Annotated in this window: 17 protein-coding genes; 9 read left to right on the top strand and 8 right to left on the bottom strand. The window is 63.2% G+C overall.

The window, feature by feature from the left end:
- The first annotated feature begins 2 nt into the window (after positions 1-2).
- The 3 genes from AC09SL_RS23400 to AC09SL_RS23390 are packed head-to-tail and all read left to right on the top strand — an operon-like array spanning position 3 to position 2,946.
- On the top strand, positions 3-1,145 hold the full coding sequence (locus tag AC09SL_RS23400; protein ID WP_058542259.1) for an ABC transporter ATP-binding protein: 1,143 nt from the start codon (positions 3-5) through the stop codon (positions 1,143-1,145).
- Entirely contained in the window at positions 1,142-2,062 is a 921-nt protein-coding gene (locus AC09SL_RS23395; RefSeq protein WP_058542258.1) for an ABC transporter permease subunit, read from the top strand. Before AC09SL_RS23400 ends, AC09SL_RS23395 begins: the two co-directional genes overlap by 4 nt.
- A complete protein-coding gene (locus AC09SL_RS23390; protein ID WP_064106890.1) occupies positions 2,059-2,946 on the top strand; it encodes an ABC transporter permease subunit in 888 nt (295 codons plus the stop codon). Before AC09SL_RS23395 ends, AC09SL_RS23390 begins: the two co-directional genes overlap by 4 nt.
- Positions 2,947-3,127: 181 nt before the next feature.
- Here the strand turns inward: AC09SL_RS23390 and AC09SL_RS23385 are convergent, their stop codons facing one another.
- Positions 3,128-3,766 (bottom strand): HD domain-containing protein, encoded by a 639-nt coding sequence (locus tag AC09SL_RS23385; RefSeq protein WP_058543263.1) that lies wholly within the window; start codon positions 3,764-3,766, stop codon positions 3,128-3,130.
- Positions 3,767-3,953: 187 nt separating this feature from the next.
- On the opposite strand from AC09SL_RS23385, the gene AC09SL_RS23380 reads away from it, so the two are divergent.
- Positions 3,954-4,919 carry a GlxA family transcriptional regulator gene (locus tag AC09SL_RS23380; protein ID WP_058543264.1) on the top strand — a complete coding sequence of 322 codons (966 nt, stop codon included), beginning with the start codon at positions 3,954-3,956 and terminating at the stop codon, positions 4,917-4,919.
- Between the two features lie 11 nt (positions 4,920-4,930).
- On the opposite strand, the gene AC09SL_RS23375 is transcribed toward AC09SL_RS23380, so the two are convergent.
- From AC09SL_RS23375 to AC09SL_RS23365, 3 genes are all read right to left on the bottom strand, one after another.
- Positions 4,931-5,272, bottom strand: coding sequence for a carboxymuconolactone decarboxylase family protein (locus AC09SL_RS23375; RefSeq protein WP_014340738.1), 342 nt, complete (start codon positions 5,270-5,272; stop codon positions 4,931-4,933).
- A 100-nt stretch (positions 5,273-5,372) separates the two neighbouring features.
- Complete coding sequence (locus AC09SL_RS23370) at positions 5,373-7,778, bottom strand: penicillin acylase family protein (protein ID WP_058543265.1); 2,406 nt, start codon at positions 7,776-7,778, stop codon at positions 5,373-5,375.
- Positions 7,779-8,443: 665 nt separating this feature from the next.
- Positions 8,444-9,019 (bottom strand): DUF6436 domain-containing protein, encoded by a 576-nt coding sequence (locus AC09SL_RS23365; protein ID WP_058543266.1) that lies wholly within the window; start codon positions 9,017-9,019, stop codon positions 8,444-8,446.
- A gap of 108 nt (positions 9,020-9,127) precedes the next feature.
- Between AC09SL_RS23365 and bipL the strand changes: the two genes are divergently transcribed.
- Positions 9,128-10,075, top strand: a complete 948-nt coding sequence (gene bipL, locus AC09SL_RS23360; protein ID WP_058543300.1) for a phospholipase BipL — start codon at positions 9,128-9,130, stop codon at positions 10,073-10,075.
- A 61-nt stretch (positions 10,076-10,136) separates the two neighbouring features.
- Here the strand turns inward: bipL and AC09SL_RS23355 are convergent, their stop codons facing one another.
- On the bottom strand, positions 10,137-10,880 hold the full coding sequence (locus tag AC09SL_RS23355) for a DUF2059 domain-containing protein (protein WP_064106889.1): 744 nt from the start codon (positions 10,878-10,880) through the stop codon (positions 10,137-10,139).
- A 153-nt stretch (positions 10,881-11,033) separates the two neighbouring features.
- On the opposite strand from AC09SL_RS23355, the gene AC09SL_RS23350 reads away from it, so the two are divergent.
- Positions 11,034-11,669 (top strand): 2OG-Fe(II) oxygenase, encoded by a 636-nt coding sequence (locus AC09SL_RS23350; protein WP_058543267.1) that lies wholly within the window; start codon positions 11,034-11,036, stop codon positions 11,667-11,669.
- Position 11,670: 1 nt separating this feature from the next.
- Entirely contained in the window at positions 11,671-12,162 is a 492-nt protein-coding gene (locus tag AC09SL_RS23345) for a 2-thiouracil desulfurase family protein (RefSeq protein WP_058543268.1), read from the top strand.
- A 230-nt stretch (positions 12,163-12,392) separates the two neighbouring features.
- Here the strand turns inward: AC09SL_RS23345 and AC09SL_RS23340 are convergent, their stop codons facing one another.
- Positions 12,393-13,766, bottom strand: a complete 1,374-nt coding sequence (locus tag AC09SL_RS23340; RefSeq protein ID WP_064106888.1) for a GTPase/DUF3482 domain-containing protein — start codon at positions 13,764-13,766, stop codon at positions 12,393-12,395.
- Positions 13,759-15,126 (bottom strand): DUF2868 domain-containing protein, encoded by a 1,368-nt coding sequence (locus AC09SL_RS23335; RefSeq protein ID WP_058543269.1) that lies wholly within the window; start codon positions 15,124-15,126, stop codon positions 13,759-13,761. The genes AC09SL_RS23340 and AC09SL_RS23335 overlap by 8 nt, the downstream gene beginning before the upstream one ends.
- Before the next feature lie 86 nt (positions 15,127-15,212).
- Between AC09SL_RS23335 and AC09SL_RS23330 the strand changes: the two genes are divergently transcribed.
- Positions 15,213-15,725, top strand: coding sequence for a dihydrofolate reductase (locus AC09SL_RS23330; RefSeq protein ID WP_058543301.1), 513 nt, complete (start codon positions 15,213-15,215; stop codon positions 15,723-15,725).
- Positions 15,726-16,015: 290 nt separating this feature from the next.
- Positions 16,016-17,071, top strand: coding sequence for an HAD family hydrolase (locus tag AC09SL_RS23325; protein ID WP_058543270.1), 1,056 nt, complete (start codon positions 16,016-16,018; stop codon positions 17,069-17,071).
- A gap of 157 nt (positions 17,072-17,228) precedes the next feature.
- Here the strand turns inward: AC09SL_RS23325 and ilvD are convergent, their stop codons facing one another.
- Positions 17,229-19,070 (bottom strand): dihydroxy-acid dehydratase, encoded by a 1,842-nt coding sequence (gene ilvD / locus AC09SL_RS23320; protein WP_058543271.1) that lies wholly within the window; start codon positions 19,068-19,070, stop codon positions 17,229-17,231.
- Between the last annotated feature and the right edge of the window lie 151 nt (positions 19,071-19,221).

Here is a 19,221-nt window from a genome sequence, read left to right as displayed (position 1 = left end):
AAATGGCAGTTGCCTCCGGCGCCTATAAGAAAGCCCTCGAGGGCGACCAGACACCCAAGCAGGTGTTGGTCAAAATCGACCGGGTCACGAAGAAGTTCGACGAGACGATTGCGGTGGACGATGTGTCCCTGGAAATCAAGAAAGGCGAGATTTTCGCCTTGCTCGGCGGTTCGGGATCGGGCAAGTCCACCCTGCTGCGCATGCTGGCCGGTTTCGAGCGGCCCACCGAGGGGCGGATTTTCCTCGATGGCGTGGATATCACTGACATGCCGCCCTACGAGCGGCCGATCAACATGATGTTCCAGTCCTACGCCTTGTTCCCCCACATGACGGTGGCGCAGAACATCGCCTTCGGCTTGCAACAGGACAAGATCCCGAAAGCCGAGGTCGATGCCCGCGTGGCTGAAATGCTCAAGCTGGTGCAGATGAGCCAGTACGCCAAGCGCAAGCCGCACCAGCTCTCCGGTGGCCAGCGCCAGCGCGTGGCCCTGGCCCGTTCCCTGGCCAAGCGGCCGAAGCTGTTGCTGCTCGACGAACCGATGGGAGCCCTGGACAAGAAGCTGCGCTCGCAAATGCAGCTTGAGCTGGTGGAGATCATCGAGCGGGTCGGTGTGACCTGCGTCATGGTGACCCACGACCAGGAAGAGGCCATGACCATGGCCGAGCGCATTGCGATCATGCACCTGGGCTGGATCGCCCAGATCGGCAGCCCGATCGACATCTATGAAACCCCGACCAGCCGGCTGGTCTGCGAGTTCATCGGCAACGTCAACATCTTCGAGACCGAAGTGGTGGACGACGCCGAAGGCCATGCGGTGCTGACCTGCAAGGATCTGGACCGCAACATCTACGTGGGCCACGGCATCAGCACATCGGTGCAGGACAAGTCCGTGACCTACGCCATTCGCCCGGAAAAACTGCTGGTCACCGCCGAGCAACCAGACTGCGAACACAACTGGTCCAGCGGCAAGGTCCATGACATCGCCTACCTGGGCGGCCACTCGGTGTTCTACGTCGAGTTGCCAAGCGGCAAGCTGGTGCAGTCCTTCGTCGCCAACGCCGAACGCCGCGGCCAGCGTCCGACCTGGGGCGACCAGGTGTTCGTCTGGTGGGAAGACGACAGCGGCGTGGTGCTTCGCTCATGAACCTGCGCAAACTCAAACGCCGACTCGCTCGAATAACGCCCGGTGGCCGCCAGCTGGTCATCGGGGTGCCCTTCATCTGGCTGTTCCTGTTCTTCATGCTGCCGTTCTTCATCGTCCTGAAGATCAGCTTCGCCGAAGCCGCCGTGGCCATCCCGCCGTACACCGAGATCTATAGCTACATCGATCAGAAACTGCAGGTGCTGCTCAACCTCGCCAACTACGTGATGCTCAGTGAGGACGAGCTGTACATTGCCGCCTACCTCGGCTCGCTGAAGATGGCCCTGATCAGCACCGTTTTGTGCCTGTTGATCGGTTACCCGATGGCCTACGCCATCGCCAGCGCCCGCAAAGAGATGCAGACGGTGCTGGTGCTGCTGATCATGATGCCGACCTGGACCGCGATCCTGATCCGCGTCTACGCGTGGATGGGCATCCTCAGCAACAACGGCTTGCTCAACAGCTTTTTGCTGAGCATCGGTTTGATCAGTGAACCGCTGCAAATCCTCAACACCAACCTGGCGGTGTATATCGGGGTCGTCTATTCCTACCTGCCGTTCATGATCCTGCCGTTGTACGCCAACCTGGTGAAACATGACCCCAGCCTGTTGGAAGCCGCGTCGGACCTGGGTTCGAGTACTTTCAACAGTTTCTGGAAAATCACCGTGCCGCTGTCCAAGAACGGCATCATCGCAGGCTGCATGCTGGTGTTCATTCCCGTGGTGGGCGAGTTCGTGATCCCGGAACTGCTGGGCGGCCCGGAAACCCTGATGATCGGCAAAGTGCTGTGGCAGGAATTCTTCAACAACCGTGACTGGCCGGTGGCATCCGCCTTGGCGGTGGTGATGCTGGCGATCCTGATCGTGCCCATCATCCTGTTCAACCGCAGTCAGGCCAAGGAAATGGAGGGCAAGGAATGAAGCGCTTCAGTTTTTCAAGCCTGATGCTGGTGCTGGGTTTGCTGTTCATCTACGCGCCGATGCTGATCCTGGTGATCTACTCGTTCAATGCCTCGAAACTGGTGACGGTGTGGGGCGGTTGGTCGATCAAGTGGTACGTCGGCCTGCTGGACAACAGCCAGTTGATGGGTTCGGTGGTGCGCTCGCTGGAAATCGCCTGTTACACGGCGATTGCCGCGGTGGCCCTGGGTACGTTGGCGGCCTTCGTGCTGACCCGCATCACCCACTTCAAGGGCCGCACGTTGTTCGGTGGCCTGGTCACCGCGCCGCTGGTGATGCCGGAAGTCATCACTGGCCTGTCGCTGTTGCTGCTGTTCGTGGCCATGGCCCAGATGATCGGCTGGCCCCAGGAGCGTGGCATCGTCACGATCTGGATTGCCCACACCACATTCTGCGCGGCCTATGTGGCGGTGGTGGTCTCGGCGCGCTTGCGTGAGCTGGACCTGTCCATCGAAGAAGCGGCCATGGACCTCGGTGCGCGGCCGTGGAAGGTGTTCTTTCTGATCACCATCCCGATGATCGCGCCGTCACTGGCGGCGGGGGGCATGATGTCATTCGCGTTGTCCCTGGATGACCTGGTGCTGGCGAGCTTCGTCTCCGGCCCTGGTTCGACGACCTTGCCGATGGAAGTCTTCTCGGCCGTGCGCCTGGGGGTAAAACCGGAAATCAATGCCGTGGCGAGCCTGATCCTGCTGGCGGTGTCGCTGGTGACTTTCCTGGTCTGGTACTTCAGCCGTCGCGCCGAAGAAAATCGCAGGCGCGCGATCCAGCAAGCCATCGAAGAAAGCGCCGCCGACTCCTGGAAACAACCGGAAGTACGCCGGGCCGAGACCGCACCGGTCTGAATGTGGGGAGCGGGCTTGCTCGCGATAGCGGTGTGGCAGTCAGCGAAGATGTTGAATGTCAGTCCGTCATCGCGAGCAAGCTCGCTCCCACAGGTGTTTTTGGGGCACCTGCAAATCCGCAGCCGAACGCAGATGCCCTTGTGGGAGCGAGCTTGCTCGCGATAGCGGTGGGGCGTGCTGGCTACGAATGCCAAGGCGAAGTGCGGATCACCTCCACGAAGTTCATCGGTTTGAACCCGGGTTCCTGATCCACCAGCACGTCGGTCTTCACGTTGCCAAATGTGGTCTGCGGACGATGCCGCAAACCGTCGGCAAAGGCGCAGATGATGCATTCCTTGAACCCTTCCTCGCGGGGATGAGCGTGCACCACGGCGTCGCGCTGTGCTGCCGGGAACGCGGCGTAGTCCATGCCCAGCACGTCCATCTCCACACCAGCGGTCACCAGGGCGACGGTGGGGCGCAGGTGTTTGGGCACGCCTGGCGTGGTGTGCAGGGCAATCGACAGCCACACCTGCTCAATGTCGTCATCGCTCAACCCGTAGGGCTTGAGAAACGCTGCGGCCGCGTTCGCCCCGTCCACTTCGAAACGCTCATCATCGCTGCGATAACCTTCCACCAGGCCCAGGTCGTGGAACATCGCTCCGACGTACAGCAACTCCGGATCGTAGGCCAACTGCCGACGCTGGCCACTCAAGGCGCCGAACAGAAACACCCGGCGGGAGTGGTGGTACAGCAGGTCGGATTCGATATCGCGGATGTATTCGGTGGTGGCGCGGGCGAGGGGACTATCGGGGATCTTGATGCCGGCGATGCTGTTCATGCTGTTCTCCTCTTGACGATGGGCCAGTGCGGCGCCGAGGGTTTCAGTCTGTTCGCCGGGCGTTAGCCGAACAATGTTCCCATGGCTGCGATCCTTGCCAATAAGCCTGGGTTTCGTGCCAGATGGCTTCCGGGACGCGAATTGGCTAGGGTGCTGGAGTCGTTCCACTCGAAGGCAAGTGAGCACCATGCAGAAAGTCGTCGCCGTCGTGGTATTCCCAGGCGTCCAGTCGCTGGACGTTACCGGGCCCATGGACGTGTTCAGCGAAGCCAATCGGTTCCTGGCCGCCGAGGATCACTATCGGCTTGAAGTGATCGGCACCGAGCAAGGCGCGATGTCCTGTTCCAACGGCTTGTCCCTGAATGCCCATCGGCATTTCAGCGAGGCTCGACAGGCCTACGACCTGCTGTTGGTGGCGGGCGGGCCGCAGTTACCGTTCATGCACGTTGGCGCGGTATTCGATGCCTGGCTGCGGGATGCTTGCGCACGAGCGCGGCGCTTTGGCTCGATCTGCAATGGCGCTTTCATGCTGGCCCGGGCTGGATTGCTGGAGGGGCGGACCGTCACCACCCATTGGGGTGACGCCGCGGCGCTGGCGCAGCTGTGCCCCTCGACCCGGGTCGAGGCGGATCGTTTGTACGTGCAGGATCGCCAGCTCTACACCTCTGCCGGGGTCAGCGCAGGCATCGACCTGTCGTTGTTCCTGCTGGCCCAGGACCATGGGCCGGACGTTGCCCTGAGTGTCGCCAAGCGGCTGGTGGTGTTTACCCAGCGCTCGGGCGGGCAGTCGCAATTCAGCCCATTTCTTGCGCCCCACGCTGAGCCGACGTCCACCGTGGCCCAGGTCCAGGCGTATGTCCTGGCGCACCTGAACGGTGACCTGACCATCGCCGACCTGGCCAGTGCCGCGAACATGAGCCCGCGCAACTTCTCTCGGGTGTTCACCCGGGAAGCGAAGATCACGCCGGCGGAGTTCGTCGAGCAGGCCCGGGTGGACGCGGCGCGGGTGATGCTGGAAAGCACCCGCGCCCCGCTCAAGACCGTGGCCTGGCAATGTGGCTTTCGCGATGCCCAGCACATGCGCAGCGTATTCGATCGCAGGCTGGGCGTGACGCCACAGCAATTCAGGCTGAATTTCGGCGCGCTGGCGTAGGTGTCAGCCGCTCACTTCTTCAACGCGTCATGGGCCTCCAGCGCGCGCAGGGAGTAGATGTACGCCGCGCCCGCATTCAGGGACACGGCGGTGGCCAGGGTGGCGGCGATTTCTTCGCGGGTGGCGCCGGCCTTGATGGCGGCGTCAGTGTGTACGCCGATGCAGCCGTCACAGCGCGTGGTGATGGCGACGGCGATGGAGATCAGCTCACGGGTCTTGGCATCGAGCACGTTGTTTTCAGCCGCGGCTTCGTCCAGGGCCATGTAGGCCTTGACCATCTTCGGATTGCTTTTGCCCAGGGCGCCAAAGGCGCTCTTGATGGTAGGCAGCAGCTCGGACCAGTTATTGAACATTGCGTTGACTCCTAAGGACGAGACGGGATTGAGCCCCTCTAGTCTTGACCATCAATGACGATCAAGCCCAGGTGGCGATGAAAAAGCCTGCGCGCCCGATTCAGGGCGCCCGGGCCGGCAACAGTTTCAAGGTGCCATGGGTATTGGCCGTCACTTCTTCCTCGGCCAGGTGCGCCTGGTGATACAGCCCCTCTATGTATGCCTCGGCCTGGTCCTCGTAATGCTTGTCGAACGGCACGCCGCTCTGGCCGACGGGGTTGATGGTGACGCTGTGGCTCGGGTCGGCGAAGTCGATGATGCGCCGTGTCGAAGGCCCGTAGGTCACCGGCCACGGTGCCGGGCCGATTTTGGCGGAGAGGTTGTTGGGCACCTCGTGGGTGCCCGGCGCGGCGAAGGGGCCGACGTTGAAGATCCGGTCCAGCGGCTTTTGCATGCCCAGCGGGTGACCGTGGGTCAGGGTGTGGGCCTTACCCCACTGCCATTGCGAGGCATCGTCGCCGAGGGTGACCTTCAGGTGCGCCAGGCTCTTGGCCCAGGCCTTTTTCACGGTGTCGGCACGGGTCTCGGTACCGAGGGTGGTGCGGTCATCCCACCACGGTGAGTTCTCGGTAGCTGCCAGGCGTGGCAAGGCCGCGTCGATCACCCGGGTCGACAGGGCGGTTTCGAAGAACCCGTCGCCCAGCTCATCGTGCAGGGCGGCGTCGGCCAGGTTGAACAGGAACTGGTTGAACAGCGTGGCACTGGTGGAGTCCAGGGGGTAATCGCCCGGCCATTGAGCCAGTTGTTCCACCCATTTGCGTTCCTGCGGGTCGCTGACCACTTCACGCAGTACCGGCAGCAAAGGCGCGAGCAGGCGAGGGCCATAGGCGGTGGTGGTGCCCAGTTGCAGTGCCTGGGTGGTTTCGATGTCCCACTTCGCCTGCTTGTCGCTGAGCTGGTGGTTGAGTTGCTGGCCGCGGTCGGCGAGGTTGTAGTAACCCGGGATCTCGATGCCGCTGGCCGGCACCGGCTGAAAGTTGGCCGAGACGATGTAGCCCCGCGCCGGATTCTCTTCCTGCGGGTTACTGCTGAACGGATAGAAGCCTTCCTTTTCCGCCTCCGGGCTGCTGCCGTCGAGGATGAAGCCGGGCTTCACGCCGGCCGGCCGCTTGGGCAGTTGCGCGGCGGCCCACCAGCCGATGTCCCCCTTGGCATTGGCCCACACCACGTTCAGCCCCGGTGCGTGGATCTTGGCCGAAGCACCACGGGCCTTGGCCAGGGTGTCGGCGCGGTTGAGCTGGTAAAAGGCGTCGAGGATCGGGTTGCGGCTTTCCAGGAATCCCCACCACATGGCGACCGGGGTCTTGCCGGCATTCGCGCCGAGGGCATCATTGACGATCGGGCCATGGGGCGACTGGCGCAGCACCAGCGTCACCGGCGCCTGGCCCTTGACTGCGATCTGCTGCTCGCTGCGGGTCATGTCCACCCATTTGTCGCGATACCAGACCTGTTCGGGATTGTCCGGGTTGACCTTCTCGGCGATCAGGTCCAGGTCGTCGTTCTGGAACATGGTGATGCTCCAGCCGAAATCCCGGTTCATGCCCAGCGTCGCAAAGGGCATCAGCGCCTGGTACTGCCCGTAGAGTTCGAACCCCGGGGCCGACAAGTGCGCCTCGTACCACACCGAAGGCGTGGAAAAGCGGATGTGCGGGTCACCCGCCAGCAACGGCTTGCCGCTGTGGGTGCGGCTGCCGGAGACCGCCCAGGCATTGCTGCCCTCGAACTGCGGCAGGCCGTTATCGGCCAGGGCCTGCTCGCTCAGGCGGGCCAGGGCATTGAGGTCTTTCCAGTCGGCGGCAGCCAGCGGCAGGCTGCCCTTGCGACCTTCGGCCAGCACGCCCTGAGGCTGCCAGTCGAGGTCGAAAATGCTCAGGTAGTGGGCACCCAGCACATCGCGCACGTAGGTCAGCAGGGGTTCGGTGCGAAAGGCGGCGGCGAAGCTGTAGGCCATGTAGCCGGTAATGCTCACGGTGTCTTCGGCGGTGAAGGGGCGCTTGGGAATGCCCAGCACATCGAACTCCACGGGGCGGGTGTGGCTGTCCTGATAGGCGTTGATGCCGTCCAGGTAGGCCTGCATGGCGATCCAGGCCGGGGATTGCGGGTCCTGCTCGGTCACGTAGGCCGCGGCACGCTCGCGGATGCGCAGGCTGCGCATCAGCTTGTCGGTGTCGAGCAGTTTCGGCCCCAGCACCTCGGCCAGCTCACCACGGGCGAGGCGGCGCATGATCTCCATCTGGAACAGCCGATCCTGGGCATGGACATAACCAAGGGCGCGGTACAGGTCGGTTTCGTTTTCGGCGCGGATATGCGGCACACCGCGTTCGTCGTAGCGCACCGTCACCGAGCCCTGCAGCCCTTGCAACTGTACCGTGCCCTGGCGGGTGGGCTGCTTGCTGTAGAGGTAGCCGCCCGCAACGATGATCGCGGTGACGAGCAATGACAGAAAGGCGATGAGGGTGCGTTTCATGGTGATTCCTTATTCTGATGACAGCGGCTCCATGGTCTCGCTGTTGATTCCCTGTTTAGCATACGGCTGCTTCCCGGCGCATCGTCCGTCGGAGGGATTTTCTCCAGGTCGCCTCGCGGGCGGGAGTATAGGCGGTGGAAGGTTTCGGGTAGCGGCTGGGCTTTGGAGGCCGGTGCCGCGAATCGGAAGGCTATCGGCGATCGGCACGGCAATCACGTCGGCCGTCGTCGAAGCACAAAGGGACATGAGTCGGCGTGTGTCGCGAGGGCCGGCCACAGGAGGCTCCTGTGGCCGGCGTAGAAGGGCGTTTCAACCGGTGATCGTCGATGGCCCGGCGGTTTCATCAGCTTGGCCGGGTGGTGGGTGCTGGTTCGTTGGCCGGCCCGCCCTGGGTCCGCGCCTCGCCTCGTTCCGCCAGCTCCATATTGTCGCCAGCACCAGGGTTTTTAGATCTCGGTGCCAAGCTCTGAATCCACTCGGCACCTACGTTGAGCCCCGCGACAGTGGCTTGCGTAGCCAGCTGGTTAGCGCCGCGAGTGGTGGTATAGAGGTTCTCGATAGCGCGTCCCACACCTGGGGGTTGGGTATGGGGCAGGCTGTCCCGGTTTGGATTGGTGATGTTCTGCCACGGTACGTTTGCTTGATTCGGCAGTAGTGTCGCTAGATCAATTTGAAGTCGACCACGCACAATAACAACCCACCGCCAGGGTATGGGTCGCGTTAACTTGTCGGTTAATACTCAATGCCTCGAGAATCGGCTCGATGAAGCTGTTGCTCGAGTTGCAGGTCAGGCCTTCGCTGTAGGGGCCGAAGTACGCCAGTTTGCCGCTGCGATCCCAGATCGCCACGGCCGGGCTTGCAGGAATCTGGCTCGAGCCGGGGAGCGCCGGGAGGGTTTTCAAGTGGCTCAACGTGGCCGGCAGCTGACCTTGGCTGCCGGCTTTTTGTACTGCATAAAACTCGACGCCTTGCGGCACATATTTATCGATCAACTCGGAAAGGTGCTGCTGGTTGCCGACATTGCATGGGCACGCCGGGTCCCAGAAATGCACCAGGCGTATTGCGCCGGGGCCGGCCAGATCGGCAGGCAGGCGCAGAGGATCGCCGGAAAACACCGCTGTGTGTTGGCTGAAGGCCCGCAGGAAACGGCCTTGGAACCAGTCGTAGGCCATCCACAAGACGACGGCGCATCCGAGGGCGAGCAGGCTGGCGAGCAAGGTCGTGCGGTGGGACGGGCGCATGGAGTCGATCCTCTGAAGGCGCGTAGCTTGCCATGCCTGCCGCGACAGATGAATATCGCAGGCCTACAAAGTCTGTTTCGCGCGATGCGCCTATGCCTGGAAATCTTGATGCCTGCCACTTTCGACCCCGATCTCCTGCGTGCCAGCCTGCAACCGCTGGCCCAGTGGCAAGCCCTGTCCGAGCAAGCCCAGGCCTACCAGCGGTTCTATGGGCTGGACTTTCCCCAGCGCGTCGTGCGCAAGGGGTTGGGGCGCTTCGAAGTGGGCGGGTATGAGTTGGTCAGCCAGGTCTGGTGGCCGGAAAAAGCCGTGGCGACCTTGTTTGTGTTCCACGGTTACTACGATCACATGGGGCTGTATCGCCACTTGATCGAGTGGGCCCTGGAGCAGAAATTCGCGGTGATCGCCTGCGACCTGCCGGGACACGGCCTGTCCAGCGGCGAACGCGCCAGCATCGAGGATTTTGCCGAGTACCAGGCCACGTTGCAGGGGCTGTTGGCCGAGGCCGGGACGCTGGGCCTGCCGCAGCCCTGGCATCTATGCGGGCAAAGCACCGGCGGGGCCATTGTCGTCGATCACGTGCTCAATCAGGGCGCGCAGAGCCCGGCCCAGGGCCAGGTCATCCTGCTATCGCCCCTGGTGCGGCCGCGGGCCTGGGGGTGGTCGCGCCTGAGTTATTACCTGCTCAAGCCCTTCGTGAGCGGTATCGCCCGGCGTTTCAGCGAGAACTCCACCGACCCGCAGTTCCTGCCCTTCCTGCAAGCCGACCCATTGCAACCTCTGCGCCTGCCCACCGCCTGGGTGGGCGCGTTGGGGCAATGGATCAAACGTATCGAAGCCGCCCCGAGCAGCCCGCGCCAGCCCTTGATCGTGCAGGGGCAGGCGGACATGACGGTGGATTGGGTGCATAACCTGCAAGTGCTGCGCAGCAAGTTCGATCGGCCGCAGGTGTTGATGTTGCCCGAGGGGCGCCATCATTTGGCGAATGAGGCGCTGGCGATGCGGCAGGAGATGTTTGGGTTCTTGAGCAAGCGGATGAGCCGGGTTCGGCGGTGACTGATCAATCGCCTTCGCGGGCTTGCTCGCGAAAGCGGTATGGCAGACGCGGATGATCTATCTACTGCCCGAGATTCTGCCCCACCGCCAATCCCGCCCGAATCGCCGCCAAGGCCGCTTGATAATAAGCCTGGCCCTCGGTCGATTCGGCGAAGGTGGCGAACTCTTCCAGTTCGGTATCCGTCAGGTCACGGTAGACGTATAGCAGCGTGTTGTTCAGGTCCGCGCCGATCTGTTCCATCAACCGTTGGCGCTGGCCATTGAGCATGCCTTGGGCCTGGCCGGCCCCCAGGAGCCCCGGGATCATCGAGCTCAGGCTGTCGGCCGCCACGCCGGCGATCGCCAGGCTGACTTCGGCGCCGGCCTCGCGGGCGGGCAGGGCCTGGGCCAGGTGGCCGATGATCAACAGGCGGTTGTCGCTGGCGGGCATCTTCGGCAGGCCCTTGGCGTTTTTCGCCAATTGATCGCGCCGGGTCGCCAGCAACTCGGCCGCCACGACCTTGCGGCCCAGGGGCGATTGGAAAAAGCTCAGGGCCGGGCTCGGGTCTTGAAGATTGCTGCGCATTTGCGCCTCGGCCCGCTGGTCCATGGCCTGGGGGGCAAAACGTTGATTGCTGTTGTTCACCAGGGCCTGGAACACCGCCGGCGGCAGGCTGCTCTGATAGCGCTGCTGGGCAGCGCTCAAGGCGTCACTGAAATGCGCCCGCTGTTGCGGCCAGCCGGCGACCTTGTACAACTGGTCGTAGCTGTCTGCCCAGGCGGGCAAAACGCAGAACATCAACAGTGAGAAAAGCAAACGGCGCATAGGGACTCCTGTCAGCAGCCGACTATTCTCCGTGGGGTGTGGGGTCTTGTCGAGAATTCGTATCAAGTTCGTACGGCGGTGCAATTTGACGCAGCGAACTGACGCAGCGAACCCGCTGCGTGGCGCTGTCGGTTTTGCAGGCACAGGCATACTATGCGCGCCATGCAAATACCTTCTGATCACCCGCTGCTGTTACGTATCGTCGACGACCTGGCCGAGCGCGGCTGGTCGCAGCAGAACCTCTTCCTGCCGGATGCGCTGACCCGCACCCTGGCGGCTGAATGCCGCCAGCGTGCCGCCGAGGGCGAACTGGCCCCGGCAGCGGTCGGGCGCGGGCCGTTCTCGGAGATCCGCGAAGGGATCCGGGGTGATCACATCCAGTGGATCGAACCCGGCCAGGCGCAAGCCTGCGACCATTACCTGGCGCTGATGGACAGCCTGCGCGAGGCGATGAATCGTGGGTTGTTCCTGGGCCTGGAAGACTTCGAAAGTCACTTTGCCCTCTACCCACCCGGCGCGTTCTACCTCAGGCATGTCGACCGCTTTCGCGATGACGACCGACGCATGGTGTCGGCGGTGCTCTACCTCAACGACGATGATTGGCTACCGGAGCACGGCGGCCAGTTGCGCATGTACCTGGAGGATGGCGTGGAGCGGGAGGTGGTGCCCATCGGCGGTTGCCTGGTGGTGTTCCTGTCGGGGGGCATTCCCCATGAAGTGCTGCCGGCCACGCGCAATCGCCTGTCCTTGACCGGTTGGTTTCGTCGTCGTGGCAATGAGTTGTTCTGAGATGGAAAAGGTCTTGGTCAGTCGCTGCCTGCTCGGGCATCGCGTGCGTTACGACGGCGGCGCCAGCGGGCCGTTCGATCAACTTCAGCAGTGGCTCGACGAAGGCCGGATCGTGCCGCTGTGCCCGGAAGTCGCCGGCGGCTTGCCCACGCCTCGGGCGGCGGCGGAGATTGCTGGCGGGCAGGGGGCGCAAGTGCTCGACGACCAGGCAATGGTCATCACCACCGACGGCGAGGATGTGAGTGCGCAGTTCCTGTCAGGCGCGTATCAAGCGTTGGAGCGGGTGCGTGAACACGGCATCCGCATCGCCGTGCTCAAGGCCAACAGCCCGTCGTGCGGCAACCTGCAGACCTATGATGGAACGTTCAGCGGTGTGAAGGTCAGCGGCGAAGGCGTGACGGCTGCGTTGCTCAAGCGCCATGGCGTGAAGGTATTCAGTGAACTGGAGTTGCCTGAAGCGGCGGCGGCCCTCAAGGCCTTGAGCAACGACTGATGGATTGCTTTTGTGGCGAGGGGATTTATCCCCGTTGGGCCGAAGGAGCTGCGTAGGAGCTATGTAGGAGCTATGTAGGAGCTATGTAGGAGCTGCGTAGGAGCTGTCGAGTGCAACGAGGCTGCGATCTTTCCAAAACACTTGAATCTCAAGCGAAAGATCAAAAGATCAAAAGATCGCAGGCTTCGCCAGCTCCTACAGAGCCCAGTGGGAGCAAGGTTTCGTGTCGTTCAGAGCTGCTCGGCCAGCTGCTCTATCAGCTCTTGGCGCTCTGCCTGGCTCAATCGCGGTTGAGTATTCAGGGATGACCATTGCGGATGCGCCCGCGCCTTGTTCAAGGCTTCGGGCAGCTTGCCTTCGCGCCAGGTCTTGTCCTGGGGCGTGGCGATGCGGATGCTGTCCATCGCCGCATGGCCGCGCTGGTTGAGGGCTTGCAGCAGTTGGCGTTGGCGCAGGGCCAACAGGCGCAGCACGCTGTCGTCCACTGTCAGTTCCCGTTGGCCCTTGAGCTTGCCCATCAGACGGTTGCCATAGCTGCGGGCGGTTTGCAGGGTGCCGCCGACAATGGCCCCGGCCAGGGCGGCGGCCCCAAGGGTCAGGCCGCCCACCAGCAAATCGACGCCAGCCCCGGCCGCCGCGCCCGCCGCGATCCCGCCACCGACGCGCACGCCCAGTTGCTTGAGGGTCTCGGGGTTGAACAGGTCGTCGCCCCAGCGTCCGTCGAGCAGCGGCAGGTCGCTGGCGGCGGCGTCCTGGGGACGGAAAGCATAGAGCTTGAGCAGGGCCTCGACACAACGCTGTTCGCGCTGGCGCACCGCGTTGCGCAGTTCACTGATGGCCTCGCGTTCCAGCTCGGCGTCGCTGGCGACGCTGCGTCGGCAGGCGGCGCAGTCGATCAGCAGTTCAGCGATCACGCGCGCCGCGCTCTGCTGCCGGGCCAGGCGTTGAACCTGTTGGTCGGCGACCAGTCGATCCAACCGCTCACGGGCGCTTTCCAGCAACAGCGCGAGGCTCTCATACAGGCGCCGCTCGCCGTCCTCGGGCGGGGCCACGCTGTCAAAACGTACCAGGGCGTGCAGCCCCAATCGCGCCAGGGCTTCGCGCCAGTCGGGCTCGCGATGGTGGGCGCTGCTGACGAAGTTCAACACGGGCAGCAGCGGCTTGCCACAACTGGCGAGCACTTCCAGTTCATCGCGGTACTTGGCCAGCACTGGCTCCCGGGCATCGATCACATACAGCCCGGCGTCGCTGGCGAGCAGTTGGCGCAGTACCTTGGCTTCTTGTTCGAAGCGTTGCCGCGCCTCGCTGCCCTCGAGGAAGCGGGCCAGGCGCGCCGGGCCATCCAGGCGTTCGCCAGGACGCTCCAGGCGCTCGAGGTAATCGAGCAGGGCGATGGCGTCCTCCAGGCCTGGCGTGTCGTACAGTTCCAGCAGCGCTTCGCCATCCACCGACAGGCGCGCGCCCTCGACATGCCGAGTGGTGCTCGGGCGATGGGACACTTCGCCGAAGCCGACGTCGCGGGTCAAGGTACGCAGCAGCGAGGTCTTGCCCACATTGGTGTGGCCGACCACCGCCAGCTTCAGCGGCTTCATGGGCTCAGTCATGGCCGGTCTCCAGCCAGTTCAAGGGCATGCAGTCGGCGAAGGGCAACTGCAACTGTTGCAGTGCGGTATGCCAGTCGCCCAGGCGCTCGGCGTCCAGCGCTTCGCCGGGCGGTGCCTGCAACAGCCAGACGCGGGTGGCGCTGGCGCAACGGGCCAGCTCGGCGATCAGCGCCAGGCTGCCGCGGTCCGGTGAACGGCGTGGGTCACAGGCAATGGCCAGGCGCGCAGGGGGAAAGCGCGACAGTTGTTCAAGGAGTTTGTGGCGAGAGTCGCGGCTGTCGAGAATGCCGGCGTTTTTCACGGTCTCGGGCAGCTTGGGTGGCCAGGGTCGATCGTCCAACTCGATTGCCACCAGCAGCGCGCCGTCGCTGTCCATTGCACTGACAGCACTTTCGACTCGATGCAATTGCGCGGGGGCGGCGTCGTTGACGCCCAGTCGCTCGCTGCTGGGCATCAGCCGTTCACGCAATTGGGCATAGCCGGGCAGGTTCAAGTCCAGGCGCAGGGTGGTGCGGCCGCGCCGCCAGCGCCACAGGCACAGCAGTGCCAGGCACAAGCGCGGCAACAGGCCATAGACCAGCAGCACCCCCACTAGCCAGGTGGCCCAGGCCTGGCGGGCGCTCTCGATGTTCAGGGCTCCGTCGCCACTGGCGCGGATCATTTCCACCGTTGGCACGCTGAAACCCAGCAGGGCGGGCAGCGCGCCGAGGGCCTGGGTCATGGCGACGAAGGTCTCACCGCCGAGGAGGGTGGTTTCCCAGACGAAGCCATAGCGCCGGGTCGCCATCAGCAGAAGCACGATGACCAGCGCGCTGAGCATCGCCAGCAGCCACAGGCCGTTGACCAACACACCGAGGGCCCAGCGATTGAGTTTGTGCCGTTGCAGCAACAGCAGCAGGGCCGGAGCCAGGTGGGCAGCCTTGGCGTCGCGGGCGAATTTTTCGCTGAGCCACAACCACAGGCGTCCCAGCGTTGCGCCTTGCTCGCCAGCGAATATCAGGCCCAGGGCCCAGCCGATAAGCAGGATCAGGTTCAGCCCCAACAGACTGCCCAAGGCCCAGAACACATTGACCGGTGCCTGCCCGTCGCCGAGTGCGGCAAAGCCCAGGCCGGCGCCGCTGATGATGGCGAGCAGCGCCAATGCGATCAGCGCCAGGCGCGCCCCTTGCAGCCAGTGGTGCAGGGCCGCGGTGAGGCCATCGCGTTCGGCCAGCCAGCGGGCGCGGTGGTGGATGCGAGTGGCTAAGTCGCCGCCTGCCGCACGGGCCAGGCGATTGGCTTCCTGGTCCTCGAGCGGGCCGGCGTGTTCTTCACGCAGGCGTATCGTCTCGGTCAACCAGAGGTTCTGCAGTGCTGTCACGGGTGCTTCCGTTGCTCGAATGAGGGTTGAGCATAACCGCTGTGATGCCTGTCGGGGTACGCCGGGCCTCTGGTATCCTCGCGGCCATGAACAAAACTCTCCCTTTAAGCCTGATCGCAGCCCTCGGTGAAAACCGTGTGATCGGCGTCGACAACCGCATGCCCTGGCACCTGCCGGGGGATTTCAAATACTTCAAGGCCACCACCCTGGGCAAGCCGATCATCATGGGGCGCAAGACCTGGGATTCCCTCGGTCGACCGCTGCCGGGACGCCTGAACATCGTGGTCAGCCGTCAGCCGGGCCTGGTGCTGGAGGGCGCAGAAGTGTTTTCCACCCTGGAGGCCGCGGTGGCGCGGGCCCAAGCGTGGGCGCAGGAACAAGGCGTCGACGAGTTGATGCTGATTGGCGGTGCCCAACTGTACGCCCAGGCCCTGGAGCAGGCGGATCGGCTGTACCTGACCCGCGTGGCGCTGAGCCCGGAAGGGGATGCGTGGTTCCCGGCATTTGATCCGAGCCAGTGGACGCTGGTTTCGAGCCAGCCAAACCCGGCCGAAGGGGACAAGCCGGCCTATAGCTTTGAGGTGTGGGAAAAGCTGTAGGCCATGTGGAGCGATATCTGAGGATTGAGGATCCGCGGCAGATTCATCAAAAAACTCTGATAAGGCGGGTGCCAGTCACCTGAGGCCGCGACTGCGAGCCAGTGAGCCTAATAGCCTGATAACTAACGAGTTAATACTAAAAACGCATCTGGATTGTCGTTTATGGAATAAGGCGGCGACGTTTACGGATATGTCACTGGCGCTATCAAGACGTAAGCGGTCGCGGGTAGGCGAGGACTGTCACAAGCATTTGTTAGCGTCGAGTTCTTTTGAACCCGGGAGAAATGCCGATGAAGCTCGTACCTCGTTTTCTCGCTGTCGCCTTGAGCCTTGGTCTTGTTGGCCAGGCACTGGCCACTGACCTCAAGCACTGGCCGGCGGAACAAGCCAAGGCCCTGGAGGCGATGATCGCGGCCAACGCCAACAAGGGTAACTACGCGGTGTTCGACATGGACAACACCAGTTACCGCTACGACCTTGAGGAGTCGTTGCTGCCGTTCCTGGAGAACAAGGGCCTCATCACCCGGGAAACCCTGGACCCGTCCTTGAAGCTGATGCCGTTCAAGGACACCGCCGACCACAAGGAAAGCCTGTTCAGCTATTACTACCGCCTGTGCGAAGTCGATGACATGGTCTGCTACCCCTGGGTGGCCCAGGTGTTTTCCGGCTTTACCCTCAAGGAGCTCAAGGGCTACGTCGACGAACTGATGGCGTCCGGCAAGCCAGTGCAGACCACGTATTACGACGGCGACAAGGTGGTCCAGTACAGCGTCAACCCACCGAAAATCTTCACCGGCCAGGCCGAGCTGTATAACAAGCTGATGGAAAACGGCATCGAGGTCTATGTCATGACCGCCGCTTCCGAAGAGCTGGTGCGCATGGTCGCCTCGGATCCGAAGTATGGCTACAACCTCAAGCCGCAGAACGTGATCGGCGTGACCACGTTGCTCAAGGACCGCAAGACTGGCGAGCTGACCACCGCCCGCAAACAAATCACCGCGGGCAAGTATGACGAGAAGGCCAACCTTGATCTGGAGTACACGCCTTACCTGTGGACCCCGGCGACCTGGATGGCCGGCAAGCACGCGGCGATCCTGACGTACATCGACGAATGGAAGAAACCGGTGCTGGTGGCCGGTGACACGCCGAGCAGTGACGGCTACATGCTGTTCCACGATGTGGACGTGGCCAAGGGCGGCATCCATCTGTGGGTCAACCGCAAGGACAAATACATGACCCAGATTAACGGCATGATGGCCAAGCACGCTGCCGCCCAGGCCAAGGAAGGGCTGTCGGTGACGGCGGACAAGAACTGGGTGATCGTCAAACCGGAAGATATCCAGTAACCCCCGTCCCACAGGGATTATCAGGGATTCGAAAGGGGATGAACCCGTGGCGAGGGCGCAAGCTCCCTCGCCACAAAGAGCACTTGGCTCCAAGGGGCGAACTGGAATCAAAAAAAGCCCCGCACTTGGCGGGGCTTTTTATGGGCGTTGTCGACGCTTACAGGCCGTCGAGCATTGCCTTGTTACGCACCGCGCCCTTGTCGGCGCTGGTGGCGAGCAGGGCGTAGGCCTTGAGAGCCGTGGTGACTTTGCGTGGACGCACTTCCACCGGTTTCCAGCCCTTGTTGTCCTGTTCGACGCGGCGCCCGGCCAGTTCTTCGTCGCTGATCAACAGGTTGATCGAGCGGTTCGGAATGTCGATCAGGACTTTGTCGCCATCGCGCACCAAGCCGATGGCACCGCCCGCCGCTGCTTCCGGCGAAGCGTGGCCGATGGACAGGCCCGAGGTACCGCCGGAGAACCGGCCATCGGTCAACAAGGCGCAGGCTTTGCCCAGGCCTTTGGACTTCAGGTAGGAGGTCGGGTAGAGCATTTCCTGCATGCCCGGGCCGCCTTTCGGACCTTCGTAACGAATGATCACGATGTCGCCGGCCTTCACTTCGTCAGCGAGGATGCCGCGCACGGCGCTGTCCTGGCTTTCGAAAATCTTCGCGTTGCCTTCGAACACATGGATCGACTCGTCGACGCCGGCGGTTTTCACCACGCAGCCATCCAGGGCGATGTTGCCGTACAGCACGGCCAGGCCACCTTCCTTGGAATAGGCGTGCTCGACGCTGCGGATGCAGCCGTTTTCACGATCGTCGTCCAGGGTTTCCCAACGGGTCGACTGGCTGAACGCGGTTTGCGTCGGGATGCCCGCCGGGCCGGCCTTGAAGAAGTGATGCACGGCCTCGTCGGTGGTCTGGGTGATGTCCCACTTGGCGATGCCTTCGGCCATGGTCTTGCTGTGCACGGTCGGCAGGTCGGTGTGCAACAGGCCGCCACGGGCCAGGGAGCCGAGGATGCTGAAGATCCCGCCGGCACGGTGCACGTCTTCCATGTGGTACTTCTGGATGTTCGGCGCGACCTTGCACAGTTGCGGCACGTGACGGGACAGGCGGTCGATGTCGCGCAGGTCGAAATCGATCTCGGCTTCCTGGGCCGCGGCCAGCAAGTGCAGGATGGTGTTGGTGGAACCGCCCATGGCGATGTCCAGGGTCATGGCGTTTTCGAACGCCTTGAAGTTGGCGATGTTGCGCGGCAACACCGAGTCGTCGTTCTCGCCGTAGTAGCGCTTGCACAGCTCGACGATCGTCCGGCCGGCCTGCAGGAACAGCTGTTCGCGATCGCTGTGGGTGGCCAGGGTCGAACCGTTGCCCGGCAGGGCCAGGCCCAGGGCTTCGGTCAGGCAGTTCATCGAGTTGGCGGTGAACATGCCGGAGCACGAACCGCAGGTCGGGCAGGCGCTGCGCTCGTACTCGGCAACCTTCTCGTCAGAGGCGCTGGAGTCGGCGGCGATCACCATGGCGTCGACCAGGTCGAGGCCGTGGCTGGCGAGCTTGGTCTTGCCGGCTTCCATCGGGCCGCCGGAGACGAAGATCACCGGGATGTTCAGGCGCAGGGCGGCCATGAGCATGCCCGGGGTGATCTTGTCGCAGTTGGAAATGCACACGATGGCGTCGGCGCAGTGGGCGTTGACCATGTATTCGACGGAGTCGGCGATGATCTCGCGGCTCGGCAGCGAATAGAGCATGCCGTCGTGACCCATGGCGATGCCGTCGTCCACGGCGATGGTGTTGAATTCTTTCGCTACGCCGCCGACGCGTTCGATTTCCCGGGCAACCAGTTGTCCGAGGTCCTTGAGGTGGACGTGGCCGGGCACGAACTGGGTGAAGGAGTTGGCAATGGCGATGATCGGCTTCTTGAAGTCGTCATCCTTCATCCCCGTGGCGCGCCACAAGGCACGGGCGCCGGCCATGTTGCGGCCATGGGTGGATGTTTTCGAGCGGTAATCAGGCATGGAGCACTCCGGGCGGCTAAACAGGTACTTATCAGGTATCAATGGGGAAGTGAGCTTGCGTCAACGTCTGGAATACCCGGGTTTGGCCGTGTGTCCGGAAGTGGCTGATGACTTTGCAGGATCACTGCGCGCCTCAGCATGAGCTCATAAA

It is taken from the genome of Pseudomonas sp. PF05, from assembly GCF_056521845.1.
This window is presented reverse-complemented; position numbering and strand designations above follow the sequence as displayed.